Source organism: Vreelandella sp. 2A-K22 (assembly GCF_054065485.1).
Map to the genome: position 1 here is coordinate 160,836 of NZ_JBSUGC010000002.1, position 13,906 is coordinate 174,741.

14 protein-coding genes are annotated in these 13,906 nt (G+C 53.6%); 8 read left to right on the plus strand and 6 right to left on the minus strand.

Features of this window, described 5'->3' with window-relative positions; all coding sequences use genetic code 11:
* Positions 1 to 145 precede the first annotated feature (145 nt).
* Positions 146 to 385: a type II toxin-antitoxin system Phd/YefM family antitoxin gene (locus ACW17M_RS03025; protein ID WP_022523990.1), complete on the plus strand. Its 240-nt coding sequence runs from the start codon at positions 146 to 148 to the stop codon at positions 383 to 385.
* A 1-nt stretch (position 386) separates the two neighbouring features.
* Positions 387 to 773, plus strand: coding sequence for a type II toxin-antitoxin system VapC family toxin (locus tag ACW17M_RS03030; protein WP_342584116.1), 387 nt, complete (start codon positions 387 to 389; stop codon positions 771 to 773).
* Positions 774 to 844: 71 nt separating this feature from the next.
* Here ACW17M_RS03030 and epmB read toward each other — a convergent pair whose 3' ends face one another.
* Entirely contained in the window at positions 845 to 1,879 is a 1,035-nt protein-coding gene (gene epmB / locus ACW17M_RS03035) for an EF-P beta-lysylation protein EpmB (protein WP_027959051.1), read from the minus strand.
* A 164-nt stretch (positions 1,880 to 2,043) separates the two neighbouring features.
* Between epmB and efp the strand changes: the two genes are divergently transcribed.
* Together efp and epmA are read left to right on the plus strand one after the other, a co-directional pair.
* The gene (efp, locus tag ACW17M_RS03040; RefSeq protein WP_022523987.1) at positions 2,044 to 2,610 is read left to right on the plus strand and encodes an elongation factor P; all 567 of its coding nucleotides are present in this window, start codon (positions 2,044 to 2,046) and stop codon (positions 2,608 to 2,610) included.
* 86 nt (positions 2,611 to 2,696) lie between these two features.
* Positions 2,697 to 3,677 (plus strand): EF-P lysine aminoacylase EpmA, encoded by a 981-nt coding sequence (epmA, locus tag ACW17M_RS03045; RefSeq protein WP_457546904.1) that lies wholly within the window; start codon positions 2,697 to 2,699, stop codon positions 3,675 to 3,677.
* Positions 3,678 to 3,705: 28 nt separating this feature from the next.
* On the opposite strand, the gene ACW17M_RS03050 is transcribed toward epmA, so the two are convergent.
* Positions 3,706 to 5,214 carry a DHA2 family efflux MFS transporter permease subunit gene (locus ACW17M_RS03050; RefSeq protein ID WP_231500663.1) on the minus strand — a complete coding sequence of 503 codons (1,509 nt, stop codon included), beginning with the start codon at positions 5,212 to 5,214 and terminating at the stop codon, positions 3,706 to 3,708.
* A gap of 38 nt (positions 5,215 to 5,252) precedes the next feature.
* Positions 5,253 to 6,428, minus strand: a complete 1,176-nt coding sequence (locus ACW17M_RS03055) for an HlyD family secretion protein (protein WP_457546905.1) — start codon at positions 6,426 to 6,428, stop codon at positions 5,253 to 5,255.
* Positions 6,429 to 6,610: 182 nt separating this feature from the next.
* Between ACW17M_RS03055 and ACW17M_RS03060 the strand changes: the two genes are divergently transcribed.
* Complete coding sequence (locus tag ACW17M_RS03060) at positions 6,611 to 7,273, plus strand: TetR/AcrR family transcriptional regulator (protein ID WP_022523985.1); 663 nt, start codon at positions 6,611 to 6,613, stop codon at positions 7,271 to 7,273.
* 21 nt (positions 7,274 to 7,294) lie between these two features.
* Here the strand turns inward: ACW17M_RS03060 and asd are convergent, their stop codons facing one another.
* The 3 genes from asd to rsgA all read right to left on the minus strand — a co-directional run bounded on the left by asd (position 7,295) and on the right by rsgA (position 10,241).
* Positions 7,295 to 8,128 carry an archaetidylserine decarboxylase gene (asd, locus tag ACW17M_RS03065; protein ID WP_190373433.1) on the minus strand — a complete coding sequence of 278 codons (834 nt, stop codon included), beginning with the start codon at positions 8,126 to 8,128 and terminating at the stop codon, positions 7,295 to 7,297.
* Between the two features lie 232 nt (positions 8,129 to 8,360).
* Entirely contained in the window at positions 8,361 to 9,203 is an 843-nt protein-coding gene (locus tag ACW17M_RS03070; protein WP_022523983.1) for a sulfurtransferase, read from the minus strand.
* Between the two features lie 18 nt (positions 9,204 to 9,221).
* On the minus strand, positions 9,222 to 10,241 hold the full coding sequence (gene rsgA / locus ACW17M_RS03075; RefSeq protein WP_022523982.1) for a small ribosomal subunit biogenesis GTPase RsgA: 1,020 nt from the start codon (positions 10,239 to 10,241) through the stop codon (positions 9,222 to 9,224).
* 762 nt (positions 10,242 to 11,003) lie between these two features.
* On the opposite strand from rsgA, the gene ACW17M_RS03080 reads away from it, so the two are divergent.
* The 3 genes from ACW17M_RS03080 to ACW17M_RS03090 are packed head-to-tail and all read left to right on the plus strand — an operon-like array spanning position 11,004 to position 13,905.
* Positions 11,004 to 12,029 (plus strand): TRAP transporter substrate-binding protein, encoded by a 1,026-nt coding sequence (locus tag ACW17M_RS03080; RefSeq protein WP_039859763.1) that lies wholly within the window; start codon positions 11,004 to 11,006, stop codon positions 12,027 to 12,029.
* 57 nt (positions 12,030 to 12,086) lie between these two features.
* Entirely contained in the window at positions 12,087 to 12,608 is a 522-nt protein-coding gene (locus ACW17M_RS03085; protein WP_141441291.1) for a TRAP transporter small permease subunit, read from the plus strand.
* The gene (locus ACW17M_RS03090; RefSeq protein ID WP_027959056.1) at positions 12,598 to 13,905 is read left to right on the plus strand and encodes a TRAP transporter large permease; all 1,308 of its coding nucleotides are present in this window, start codon (positions 12,598 to 12,600) and stop codon (positions 13,903 to 13,905) included. The genes ACW17M_RS03085 and ACW17M_RS03090 overlap by 11 nt, the downstream gene beginning before the upstream one ends.
* The last annotated feature ends 1 nt before the right edge of the window (position 13,906 follow it).

The following is a 13,906-nucleotide window of genomic DNA, read 5'->3' on the forward strand; positions in this document are numbered from 1 at the left end:
CTGGGTGACATGTCTTGATTAACTGTAGCAACACCTAGCGCTGTTTTTTCAATGAAGGGGATGCATTGTAAAAGCGTTCGCCTCGGCTAAACTAAACCTATTAAACTAAGCTTACTAACAAAGCCGCATTTTTAGGAGATTTTATATGGAGGCTATCAATATTCACGAAGCTAAAACACGTTTGTCTCAGCTGGTGGCGAGGGCTGCCGAGGGGGAGGGGTTTATTATTGCCAAAGCAGGCAAACCGATGGCACGCGTGACGGCCATTGATAGCCCTGCTTCTGGCCAGCAAAAGCGTCTGGGATTTCTGGCAGGCCAGTTTAAGATACCTAATGACTTTGATCGTATGGGGCAGGAGGAAATAGCCGAGATGTTTGGAGGTTGATGTGAATCTACTTCTGGACACGCATGTTTTGCTCTGGGCGGCGGCTGCGCCGGAGAGGCTTTCTGCTGATGCGCGAGCTATGATTAATGACGAAGATAACAGGCTCTATTTTAGCGCTGCCAGCATATGGGAAGTGGTCATTAAGAACAGTCTGCAACGCCCTGATTTTCACGTTGACCCGCACTTGCTGCGTCGTGGGCTGCTGGATAACGGTTATTTAGAACTTTCTATCAGTTCATTGCATACACTTAACGTTGCTCATTTACCAGTCATCCACAAAGACCCTTTTGATCGAATTTTGGTGGCCCAGGCAGAAGCTGAGGGATTTTTGCTGCTTACTGCGGATGAGCTGGTGGCTCAGTATGCTGGGCCTATCCGGAGGGTATAGCTAACTTTTGGCTTAAGGCTTCAGCACTGAGCCATTCAAGCGTCTCAGTGCCGCTGTTTCTTCAACATGCGTCACAACGGCGTTTTACTTCCCCTTCCAGGAATTTCTCGCACTAGGCGTGGCATTAAGAAACCGGGTAAATGATCGCGAAGATGAGCAACCAGCTCGCGTGCTTCGCTGTCCGGCACATCAAAATGCGCGGCGCCTTGCACAGGATCCAGTACATGCAAGTAATAGGGCAGAATACCCGCTTCGAATAGCCGTTCAGAAAGTGCGGTAAGGGCCGTGACACTATCGTTCACATTGCGCAGCAGTACACTCTGGTTGAGTAGTGTTGCACCCGCCTGCTTAAGGCGCGCGCAGGCGTCTACCACCGCCTGGTCGATTTCATTGGCGTGGTTAATATGCAACACCACCACCTTTTGCAGGCGTGTAGAGGAAAGCCAGCCAAGCAGAGCGTCATCGACCCGATCGGGAATCACCACCGGCAGGCGGGTATGAATGCGTAGCCGTTTTAGGTGCGGGATGCTTTCTAGCTGCTCCACCAGCCATGCCAACTGGCGATCGCTGGCGGCCAACGGATCGCCGCCAGACAGAATCGCCTCGTGAATAGTGGTGTCAGCGCGCAGGTAATCCAGCGCTTCCTGCCACTGCGCTCTGGAGGGTGAGTTATCGCTATAGGGAAAATGGCGGCGAAAGCAGTAGCGGCAGTTGATGGCACAGTTGGGGCTGGCGATAAGCAGCACTCGGCCAGCATACTTATGGATCAGCCCTTTGGCGGGCCGATGTTCGGCTTCTTCAAGCGGATCGACGACGTAGCCATGTGGCGTTAGTGCTTCCTCGCCAAGCGGCAGTACCTGACGCAGCAGCGGGTCGTTTATGTCGGCATAGGCTATTCTGTTGAGGTACGCTTCAGGCACACATACGTCAAACAGTGCATGTCCAGCCTTGGCGCCCGCCAACCAGTCGTGGCTTAGGCCCAGCCGTTCGCATAGTGTTTGCGGGTCACGAATGGCATGAGAAAGCTGCTGCTGCCAAGTGGAATGCGCCAGTGAGTCGCGATGGCTTTGCGTTTCAGACGCGGCAATAATGATGTTCTCCTGCAAAAAAGCCCTCCTTCGGGTTATCATGCGCGCACTTATTTAACGACGCCATTTGCAACGCTGCTGGCATATAGCTACTGGTATATAAACCTGCTGACAGCGGCAAAGTATGGCTTCGCGCACCACCTGTTGATACAAATAACTGAAATGGATGATTGAGAGACATTATGGCGAACTATTCTACCAACGAATTCAAGGCCGGTCTGAAAGTAATGCTCGACGGCGATCCTTGTGCAATCGTTGAGAACGAGCTGGTCAAGCCCGGTAAGGGGCAGGCGTTTAACCGAGTTAAACTGCGGAATTTGATGACTGGCCGCGTAGGTGAGAAGACTTTCAAATCCGGTGACTCGCTGGAAGGTGCCGATGTCATGGATTTAGAAATGGAGTATCTCTACACCGATGGTGATATGTGGCACTTCATGAAGACCGATGGCTCGTTTGAGCAGTATGCGGTAGAGAAAAAAGCGCTAGGCGATACCATCAAGTGGCTGAAAGAGCAGGTGCCCTATATCATTACGCTTTGGGATGATAAAGCCATTTCCGTGACGCCGCCTAACTTTATCGAGTTGGAAGTCGTGGAAACAGATCCCGGTTTGAAAGGCGATACGGCACAGGGTGGTTCTAAGCCTGCGACGTTGTCTTCTGGCGCTGTGGTGCGTGTGCCGCTTTTCATTAACCAGGGCGAAGTGTTGAAAATCGATACGCGCAGTGGGGACTACGTCTCACGCGCTTGATCGCTTTCCAGGGTGCTTGTATGTCTTAATGGCCACGCTTTGTGCGTGGCCATTATTATTTAAGGTGATTTTTTCAAGGAGTCGTTATGGCCATTGATTGGCAACCCTCAGCGTCCTTTGAAACGCTGTGCGAACGGGCGCGGTTAATGGCCAAAGTGCGCGCTTTTTTTGCCCAGCGTGACGTGCTGGAAGTGGAAACGCCCGTGCTGGGGCAGGGGGGAAGCACGGATATCCATTTGGTGTCGCTGCACACTCTGGCGCGCACGGACAAAGGGCAGCGCCGTCTATGGCTACAAACCTCCCCTGAATTCCATATGAAGCGCTTGCTCGCAGCGGGCAGTGGGCCGATCTTTCAGCTTGCGCGAAGTTTTCGCGATGGCGAAATCGGCGCCCGCCATAATATTGAGTTCACTATGCTGGAGTGGTATCGGCCGCAATTTACGCTGGATCAACTGATTGATGAGACTGCGACGCTCATTATGTCACTGTTGCCCAGTTTCCCCGGCCCACCTGTGCATTACCGCTACCGGGAGTTGTTTCATACTTACGTAGAGGTTGATCCGTTCACGACGTCTCTGGATAGGCTGAGGGCGATAGCTGCCGAGCGGGCACAAATGTCTGCCCAATCCTTAGCTGATGAAGGCCGCGAGACCTGTCTTGACCTGTTAATGAGCGTGGTGATCGAGCCGCAGTTAGGCCAGCAGGAGCTAAGCGTGGTAGTTGATTATCCGGCTAGCCAAGCAGCCTTGGCGCGACGCCATCAAGATGCAGATGGTGAGTGGGTGGCTTCCCGCTTTGAGGTCTATCTTAACGGTATTGAGTTGGCTAACGGCTACGATGAGCTGACCGATGCGGCTGAGCAGCGCACGCGCTTTGCTGAAGATAACGCTGAGCGCCGCCGTTTGGGCTTACCGGAAGTGGATGTGGATGAGCGGCTGCTGGCCGCACTTGAGCACGGAATGCCCGAAGGCGCCGGTGTGGCGCTGGGGATAGATCGCTTGATTCAGTTGGCACTCGGCAAAGCACGCCTGGAAGACGTGCTTACATTCTCAACGCCCAGCTGTTAGCGGCTAGTTGCTAACAGGCTGCAAGCCGTCAAGCCGAAATCCTCCGCAGTAGGAATACCAGCGGTACGCTGGCAATGTAGATCAGTCCCATCCAAGTAAAGATGTCGTTAAAGGCCAGCACTTGTGCCTGCTGAGAGACTCGTTGCGCCAGCATGGCGACGGCGGTGTGATAGGTATCGGGCACCGAGCCGGCGAGCATCGCTTGGTATTTGGCGATCTCCGCTACCACGACCTCGCGGCTAGTATCGATAGCAGGAATGAGCTGATTCCAGTGAAAGTCCTCGCGGATGTCGCGCACCGTATCGATCAGCGCCAGTCCCATGGCACCCCCCAGGTTGCGCATCACGTTAAAAAGCCCGCTGGCGTTGCCTACCTCGCTCGGCGGCAGGGTGCCCAGGGCAATACGCGAGGCTGGAATGATACACAAGATCAGCCCCATGCCGCGCACGATCTGCGGCACGCAGAACTGCCAAAAGCCCGACTCCACGGTAAGATTGGCGTTCATTATGGTGCCCACGCCGACCAGCAGTAGGCCCATAAACAGCATAATGCGCAGATCGAGGCGGTTGGACAGCTGACCGACAATAGGCGCGCAAAGAAACATCGTCAGCCCGGTGACGAACATCACCTGGCCAATTTGCAGGCTCGAATAGCCGCGCACATAGCCAAAAAACAGCGGCATGATGTAGACCAGCCCGTAGAGCGCGATGCCGATGATAAAGCCCATCCCGGCGCCGATGGCAAAGTTGCGGTTGGTAAAGGCGCGCAGATCGACGATTGGGTGGTCGCTGCGCAGGGTGCGGATGAAGAACCAGGCTCCCGCCACTAGGCAGGTCAGGCTGAACAGCAAGATTCGCTGGCTGGCAAACCAGTCATCGCCGGGCCCTTCTTCAAGCACAAACTCTAGCGAGCCCAAAAACACCGCGATCAATACCAGGCCGATCAAGTCCAGGTGGCGCGCGACCGCGTGGTTGGGTTTGTCGATATCGAGAAATGTCCAGGCGGCCCAGCAGACCAGAACGCCGGGGATCACGTTGGCCAGGAACAGCCAGTGCCAGCTGAGCGTCTCGGTGATGTAGCCGCCCACGGTGGGACCCACCGAGGGTGCCATGGTGACAACCATGCCGATCACCGCCTGCACGCTGCCCATCACCCGGCGGGGAAAGATCGAAAAGCTAACTGCCTGGGTAATGGGTATCATCGCTCCGCCCATAAAGCCCTGAATAGCGCGCAGCACGATCAGTTGCTCGATCGAGGTGGCCAGCGCGCAGCCCAGGCTCGCCAGGGTGAAGCCGACGCACGACAGGGTGAAGGCTACTCGAGTGGAGAGAATGCGCATCAGCATGCCCGACAGCGGGATCATCACAATCTCGGCGATCAGGTAAGCGGTCTGCACCCAGGAGATTTGATCCTCGCTGGCTGAGAGCCCCGCCTGGATTTCGTTGAGCGAGCTGGCGACGATCTGAATATCCAGAATTGCCATGAACATGCCAAACACCGCAGCAATGAAGCCAATGCGCTGTGGCCAGGGTGGCATGTCGTTAACGCCCGTCACCGAGCCGGCGACCGTCTCGCTCATGACTTGGGCCGCTCCGCTGCCAACTGCTGGGCAGGGCGGGAGTCATTTTGTGGTTCAAGATGACGAGTATCGATCTCGGGCACGGCCGATAGCCCGGCGCGCAGTTGGCTCAGCGCCTCGGTGGGGCCGGTGACGCGGATCTTGACCGGCACCCGCTGGACGATTTTGTTGAAATTGCCGGTGGCATTGTCCTGGGGCAGCAGGCTGAACTCGGTGCCGGTGGCTGGCGACAGGCTGTCGATGATGCCTTCGTAGGTAATATCCGGGTAGGCATCCAAATGCACCGCGACTGGCTGGCCGACGCGAATCCGCTCGAGCTGGGTCTCCTTAAAGTTGGCTGCCACGTAGGCCGACTCGATGGGTACCAGTTGCAAAAGCGTCAGCGACGGCTGCGCTAAGGTGCCGACCTCAACGCGTAGATTGCCAATCACGCCGTCCCGGGGGGCGACGATGCGGGTCTTATCCAACTGGTGGCGAGCATAGTCAAGATCGGCGCTAGCGGCGTCCAGATTGGCTTCAGCGCGGGTCACGTCGCTCTCGGCCACGGCTAGCTGCCGCCTGGCCGAGACAACCGCTGCTTGGCTTTCGGCAAGCTTTGCCTGGGCGACACTCAGTGCGGCCTGGTCATCTTCGCGCTGCTGACGGGAGCCATAGTTGTTGGCGGCAAGCGACGAGGAGCGCTCCAGATGCTGGCGCGCCTGGTCGAGATTAGCCTGGGCCGCCTGCTGCTGAGCCGTGGCCTGATCGATAGCCGCCTGTTGCAAATCTACCTGGCGGTGTGATTGGGCGATTGAGGCTGCGGCCACTGCCTGCTGGGCCTCGGCCTGGGTCACCTGGTCGCGGTAGCTCTCGGCGTCTAGACGTATCAGCAGATCGCCTTGCTTGACCGTTTGGTTATCATCTACCGCCACCTCGACGACCCGCGCTGATAGCTCGGCGCGTACCGCGACGCTGTCGGTGCGCACGTAGGCATTGTCGGTCTCTTCCATGAAGCGCCCGGTTTGCCACCAGCCCATGCCCCACCAAATTAGCGCCACCAGGACGATAATCCCCGCCACCATAGCGAGTAACTTGCGGCTAGTTTTGCCGCTGGAGTGGGCATCTTGACCCGCGACGGTATGGCTGCTTTGGCGCTCATCCGGGGGCTCGCCCGGCTTAGTATTCGATGTCATGACCACTCCTTAAGGCAATAGCGCTCCTGCTAGGGGCTCCCTGTGAGGCAAAGACACCTCCCTTGGGAAAAAGACAAATAGTGTAATGAATGCTACATTACATTTCCAGGGCAAAAAATATTACTTCTGTGCGCCGCGTCTTTATAATTAATCCTTCTTTATATACCTCTATAGGAGTGTCAATGCCACGCTCAACCGCACCAGATATGCTCGGTCGCAACATAACTGATGGCGTAACGTCGCGCGGCGTGGCGCGCCGTGAACGTTTGCTGGATGCTGCCCGGGATGTTTTTCTTGAACAGGGCTATGCCGGTGCCAGCGTTAACGAAGTGGTTGCCCGCGCCGGCGGATCTTTGGCGACGCTGTATAAGCAGTTCGGTAACAAGGAGGGATTATTCACAGCGGCGATGGAGCGTCATATCTCCACCGCTTGGGCAGTGCTGGAGGAGGGGCGACGGGATCACCAAGCCCTAGAGCAGGTGCTGTACGAGCTAGGCCGCCGAATGCTGACGTTGGTGTTCGAGCCGGGCGTGATCCGTTTAGTTCGCGGCTTAGCCTTTGAGGCCGAACGGGCTCCGGAGCTTGGTGAGCTGTTTCTCACTCGCGGCCCCGACCAGACCCGTCAGGCGCTAGCTGCTTACTTAAGCGAGCAGGTGGATAGCGGCCGTCTTGACCTCGACGATCCGCGTGAAGCGGCCGGTATGTTTATGGGCATGTTGCTTGGTGAATGGCACATTGACGCTCTGCTTGGTCGCCATGTGCGTCTTGACGAGACGCGGTGCAACGCTCGAGCTCGACGCTGTGTCGAGCTCTTCCTCTCAGGTGCGGCTAGTGCTTCGACCTAGGTCGTTCAGGGGGAAAGGTCATCAATAAGCTCCCAGCGTTTGCCCCATCTGCACCATGCTGCCCAGCGGATTGTTTGCGAAATTGGGCGGCTTGGCGAAACACATCACCACCGTTGAGCCGAGCTTGAAGCGGCCCATCTCAGCGCCTTTTTCAAGTGTGATAGGTTGGCTAAATTGTGTGCGCTGAGGGCAGCCCGCAAGCGGCGTCACCTGCCCTGACCAGACGGTTTCGATGGCAGCGACGATCATCGCACCAACCAGTACCATCGCCATGGGGCCGTGCTCGGTATCAAAGATACATACTAAGCGCTCGTTGCGGGCGAAGAGGCCTGGCACGCAGTTGGCAGTGGCTTGGTTGACCGAGAATAGTCGCCCCGGCACGTAGATCATTTCCCTAAGCGTACCCGTCACCGGCATGTGCACCCGGTGGTAGTCCCGAGGGGAGAGGTAAACGGTGGCAAAGCTGCCGCCTAAGAACTCTTCTGCCAGTGCCGTATCGCCGCCGAGCAGGGTTTGCGCGGAGTAGGTGTGGCCTTTTGCCTGCACCAGTTGTCCGGCCTGTAGGCGTCCGTATTGGGAGAGCGTGCCGTCGGCGGGGCTGAGGATGCCATCGCCCAGTGGGCGGGCATCCGCTTTGAGCGCACGGGTGAAAAAGTCGTTGAACGTAGCGTAGGCGGTGGGGTCTGGCTCTAGCGCCTGGCTCATATCAACGTTGAAGCGTTTGATAAACGTTTCAATCAAGGTGTTTTTCACCCAGGGATTGTCACACTGGGCGAACTGGCCGGTTAGGCGCGAGATCGCGTGGTGAGGCAGCGGATATTGGATTAGCGAAAAGGCTTTTTGGGAAAGGGTCACAATAATATCTTCGTAGCAGTGGCTTAAAGCCTAAATGAGCTGAAATATCAGCCCTGGCTAACCCAGCAATACGTAACGCAGACACGCTGTAAACCCATCCCTGGGCGCTCGGCTTTTTCATCTGACCGCCATGGATGGCGGGAATGCCGGAATTGCATGGAGCTCTTTCCGGCCCTGAAAAAGACGGTCTGCTTATACGTATTCCTGGCGCCAGGGCGCAAGCTGTCGAGAATTACTTCTCAATCGGCGTATCGTCGCGGTTGCCCCATTCACCCCAGGAACCCGCGTAGCCGCGCATATTAAAGCCCAGTGCCTTGCCGACCAGCCAGGTGAAGCTGCTGCGGTGGTGGCTTTGGCAGTGGGTGGCAATTTCCATGTCGGGCGTGAGGCCCAGGGCGCCTAGCTCGGTGATCAGCTCGGCGTAATCGCGTATACGTAGCGCGCGGTTGCGATCCATGGCATGGAGCCAATCCATATTGACCGCCCCCGGAATATGGCCCAGGTGCTTGTTGTTACCGCGTAAGCCATCGTACTCATCTTTGGAGCGCGCATCCCATACCGCAAACTGCCTATCATCGAGCTTTTCTTTGATTTCGTCGCAGGTAATCAGGGCTTGGGGGTTGAGAAACTCAGCGTGGTATTCGCTGGGGGTTGGGGCGGTCGGTTCTGTGCTCTCTTCCAGGCCCGCATCGCGCCAGGCGTGAATGCCGCCGTTCAAATAGGAGTAGCGAGTGTGGCCGATCAGGTCTAGCGTCCACAGTAACCGTGCCGCCCAGCCGCCGCCTTCGTCGTCGTAAGCGACCACGTGAGTATCGCGGGTTAAGCCCAGGGCACTGAACAGCCTTGATAGCGCCTCGACGCTGGGAACGTCGCTGGGCACAGGCCCTTCACCGCGCATCAAGTAGCGAAAATCGAGGAAGATAGCCCCAGGCACATGGCCCTGGCGATAGCTATCGCCGTTGACCGGTACATCGATAATCAGCAGCTGTGGGTCATCCAAATGTTCCTGCAGCTGTTCAGGCTCAACGATTAGCGGCAGCAGGTTGGATTCCGACGATTGGCTTTCGGTGCTCATGAGTAACTCCTCTAAATCCTAGCTATCCAAGCTATCAAGTATGCGCCGGTAGCTGGTAAAGCGTGCTGGATGAATCTTGCCTGCCTCGACCGCTGCGAGTAAAGCACAGCCTGGCTCATTGCGGTGGCGGCAGTCGCGGAAGCGGCAGTGACCAATATAGTCGTGAAACTCAATAAAGCCGTCGGTGACTTCCTGCTCGTTGAGGTGCACCAGGCCAAACTCGCGAATACCCGGTGAGTCGATGAGATCGCCGTCGGCCACTTCAGCGCGACTCATGGTATAGAGGCGTGCCGTGGTGGTGGTGTGAGTACCTTTGCGCGAGTCTTCCGAGAGCGCGCCAATGCGCAGGGTTTCATCGGGTAGCAGCAGGTCGATTAGCGAAGATTTGCCCACGCCGCTTTGACCGACGAATACCGAGGTGCGGCCTTCAAGCTGGCTGCGCAGATCATCCAGCCCGGTTTCGGTAGCGGTGGTGGTGCGCACGACGGGATAGCCTAAATCGCGATAGCGTTCTAATAATTTGCCTAACTCGCCGCCATCTTCTGGCAGCAGATCGGTTTTGTTGAGCACCAGCACTGGCGCTATACCGGTGGCCTCGGCGGCGACCAGATAGCGATCGATAAGGTTGGCGTGAGGTGCGGGTTCCACCGCAAACACGATCAACAGCTGGTCAATATTGGCGGCCACTGGCTTGAGCAGGCCGCGAGCATCTGGGCGCTTAAGCACGCTATCGCGCTCTTCACGGGCCACCACCACGCCGGAGCCTTCTTGCCCTGCGCGCCATATCACTCTGTCGCCGGTGACTAGGCCGTCCAAGTTGGCGCGTAAGTGACAGCGCACCGGTTCATTATCGCTATTGCGCACCTCCAAGGTGCGTCCAAAGTGAGCAACGACACGGCCTGGCTGTTCGGCACCGTATTCACCGGCGGCGAGCTTTTCAGCGTCTTGAACATCGCGCTTTTCTGCACGCTGGGCACGTTCCGCCTGGACTTTCTCGACGCGCCACTGTTGCTGGCGACTTAATTTACGTTTGCTCATGACCACCTGATGATCGCTACAATAGATGTCATTGTACCTATCAAAGGTGTGATTGTACTTATCAAAGATGCCATCAAGTAGCCAAGCTCTCCTTTGTAGCTGCTTGAAGGGTCTATTTTCAGTGTTATTTAAGAAACCTCTGATTAACTATTGCGCTCGACCATACGGCGTTAAAAATCGCCTCAAAATGCTCATTTACAACCCGTAAACTCCGCTTTTTCGTTGATTTTTGCCTTGTCTGGCCTTCACTCATTACGTTAATCAGAGGCTCCTTAAGTATTATTTTGTTTTTCACTATTCAGGTTGCATTCAAGTCTGCTACTCATTGCAGTGCTCTCATCAACACCTAAAAAGGCTAAGCATTACAAGGTATCGTAACCGTGCTCAAGGTGAGATTCGCGGAGGTTGTGCGCTCGCTCTGTCTGGTGAAATGTCTCAAGAGCACTCATCAATTAGTATAAGGCATTGTAGCTGCTCACTACGCATTTACTGTGGGCGTCAAATCAGATGACCTTATGTCGTATGCACCTGAAATCGGAGTGGCTCTCGTAAGGAAGTGTTTTATATAACATAAAATGTATTCTTATACATTTTATGTTCTGAGCCAGGCTGCATTATAGGGTTGTATAAGCATAGGTCTCGCTAGTCTTTTTATGAGTCTTTAAAAAATCTTCACCAAGGGCTATTTGACACAGCAATCTGAGGGCTGCTATTAATATTTTGTGATATATCACAGCATGCATCGCAAACATGGAGCAGCTTATGAAAACTATAAAAAGATCTATCGTAGCAGCGCTTGGCATTGCTTTACTCTCGCCTTTAACCAACAGTTACGCGCAAGATGTAACAACGCTTAACTTCCAAACACATCATAGTTCCTCATCATTACAAGGAGAGGCACTTAATCGATTTGCCGATTTGGCAAACGAAATGTCAGGCGGTAGTTTAGATATAAAAATGCATACTGACTCAGCAGTAGTGAAAGCGTCTGAGGCATTTGAGTCAGCAAGTATGGGTATTATTGATGGTGATGCAACGGGGGCAGGATATATAACGGGTAAAAATCCAGCCTTTCAATTTTATGGCGATATCATGGGAGGGTACAACACACCTCTCGAGTTAATCGGTTGGTATAAAGATGGAGGCGGGTTAGAGCTAGCTAACGAACTATACCACAAATTTGATATGCACTTGGTTGGAGTGTTTGTCGCGACTCCTGAAGCGCTCAGCTCGACTACTGAGTTGGCGGGGATAGAAGATATAGACGGTTGGAAGTTCCGCTCTCCTCCTGGTATGGAGTCTGAAATATTTGCAAGTTTGGGAGCTGGCCCAGTTGTAATGCCTTTTGGTGAAGTGTTTACGGCGATGTCCACAGGAACCGTTTCCGGCGCGGATGCATCCACCTTGGCAGTGAATAAAGGTTTAGGTCTCTACGATATAGCAGAGCACGCTACTTATCCGGGTTTTCATTCAATGCCCATTGAGCACGTGGCGATGAATCTTGAAAAGTGGAATAGCCTTAGTGAAGCAGAGCAACAAATACTTCGTTCTGCTCTGGATACCATTGCATTGGAGATAGTTCAAGACTCCACGATGCTCGATCGTCAAGCAGCAGTAGAACTTAGGCAAGAAGGCGTAACTCTGCACGATTGGAGCGAGGAAGACCGTCAGGCATTCAGGGAAGCAGCTCAAGCCGTGTGGGAAGATTGGTCGACACGTAGTCCTGAAGCAAAAGCCGCGTACGATTCACATATCGCCTATATGACGAAAATAGGCATCCTTGAATAGATGAAAATGCCAATAAACCGAGGCCATTGGGCCTCGGCTTACTCAAGGAGAGACTCTATGCCACTTGCTAAGCATAAGTCATCGATTGCAAAAACAATAACGGCACTTTTTTCTTTGCTGCTACTCGTGATTGTGGCCGTCACTTTTTACGAAGTGTTAGCCAGGTATATATTTAAATCTCCCACCCTGTGGGCCAATGAGCTGGCACTTTGGTTATCTGCGATTCTTTATGCGGCGGCAGGTGTCTATGCAATGCAGCTCGACCAACACCTCCGTATTACCGTCTTATATGACGCTTCGCCATCTTGGCTAAAGCGAGTATTCGACTGTATCCAGCTTATTTGCGTGCTTACTTACTGCTTGGCGGTATCCTGGTTCGGTTGGCCCAGTTCATGGAAAGCATTGTCAACGTGGGAGCGCTTTGGTACCGCTTGGAATCCTCCCATACCTGCGACAGTCAAGCCTGCCATAGTGTGCGCAGCACTGATAATAGCGATCTACGCGATTATCAATTTCGTCAACAATATGCGGGGGATCGACACTCGCTCACTGGCTGAGGAGAAGGGACGTGTCGATTGAGTTAATTACCCTAGTACTTGTTCTTGGCGTTCTATTTCTGATGGCCATAGGTGTGCCGCTGGCCTTTGCTGCGGGCTCTCTTGCGATCACAATAGCTTATTTTAATTATGGTACTCCCGTCATCGCCATTGCCCACAAAACGATATATGGGCTGGCTACTGAGTATGCGTTACTCTCTATTCCGTTGTTTATATTTATGGCAACGCTGTTAGAAAGATCGAGAATAGCTCACGACCTTTACAATAGTCTCAATAAACTATTTGGACACCGAAAAGGTGGGGTAATGACCGTTACGCTTGTTATATCCATCTTTATGGCTGCCATAAGCGGTATCATAGGTGGTGAGATTGTTCTGCTCGGTCTAGTGGCTCTACCTCAAATGTTGAGGCTTAACTATGATAAAAAACTGGCAATTGGCGTGATCTGTGCTGGCGGTTCCTTGGGGACAATGATCCCTCCGTCAATTGTGCTAATTGTTTATGGGCTCACCGCCGAAGTCTCAGTACATAAATTGTTTCTCGCTTCATTTGTTCCAGGCTTTGTATTAGCGCTTGCCTATTATGCTTATATCTATATTCGTTGTACGTTAAATCCAAATCTAGCCCCAATGCCTGATAAAGTAGAAGTCGAAGCCATTGGTTGGAAGGACATTATTCATGGCTTCCTTCCGTTTCTGTTGCTAATTTTTATCGTGTTTGGGTGCATCTATGGAGGAGTAACATCAATTACAGAAGCAGCTGGGGTAGCTGTGGGCGCCACCCTTATGGTGATATATGCACGCAAAGAGCTTTGCAAAGAGTTAGTGTGGCAAGCGCTTAAAAGGACGCTCCTGTCATGCGGTATCATTTTATGGGTAACTTTTGGCGCAGCTGTATTAATTGGAATATACAATCTCTCAGGGGGGCAGCAGTATGTTACTAGCTTTATTGCTGGGCTAGGTATTTCTCCTTTTGCAACAATCTTGGTTATGATGCTAGTGTTTTTTGTGCTTGGGCTGTTTATGGATTGGATTGGAATACTGCTTCTTACAATTCCTATTTTTGTACCCATTGTAACTCATTTAGGTTATGACCCAGTATGGTTTGGTGTTCTCTTCTCACTAACGATGCAAGTTGCATTTTTGTCACCTCCATTTGGACCGGCTGCATTTTATTTGAAAAGTGTTGCCCCACCTGAGATCAGCCTTCAGACAATATACGCTTCGCTTTGGCCATTTATGCTTATACAAATAGCAATACTGGTATTTATGTTGGCTTTTCCTGGTATAGCACTTTGGTTGCCTGCCGCACTCAGCTAAA

Coding starts and splice junctions, on each gene's coding strand:
- ACW17M_RS03025 (WP_022523990.1), top strand. CDS start 146: ATGGAGGCTATCAATATTCACGAAGCTAAAACACGTTTGTCTCAGCTG.
- efp (WP_022523987.1), top strand. CDS start 2,044: ATGGCGAACTATTCTACCAACGAATTCAAGGCCGGTCTGAAAGTAATG.
- epmA (WP_457546904.1), top strand. CDS start 2,697: ATGGCCATTGATTGGCAACCCTCAGCGTCCTTTGAAACGCTGTGCGAA.
- ACW17M_RS03050 (WP_231500663.1), bottom strand. CDS start 5,214: ATGCCACCCTGGCCACAGCGCATTGGCTTCATTGCTGCGGTGTTTGGC.
- ACW17M_RS03055 (WP_457546905.1), bottom strand. CDS start 6,428: ATGACATCGAATACTAAGCCGGGCGAGCCCCCGGATGAGCGCCAAAGC.
- ACW17M_RS03060 (WP_022523985.1), top strand. CDS start 6,611: ATGCCACGCTCAACCGCACCAGATATGCTCGGTCGCAACATAACTGAT.
- ACW17M_RS03070 (WP_022523983.1), bottom strand. CDS start 9,203: ATGAGCACCGAAAGCCAATCGTCGGAATCCAACCTGCTGCCGCTAATC.
- rsgA (WP_022523982.1), bottom strand. CDS start 10,241: ATGAGCAAACGTAAATTAAGTCGCCAGCAACAGTGGCGCGTCGAGAAA.
- ACW17M_RS03080 (WP_039859763.1), top strand. CDS start 11,004: ATGAAAACTATAAAAAGATCTATCGTAGCAGCGCTTGGCATTGCTTTA.
- ACW17M_RS03085 (WP_141441291.1), top strand. CDS start 12,087: ATGCCACTTGCTAAGCATAAGTCATCGATTGCAAAAACAATAACGGCA.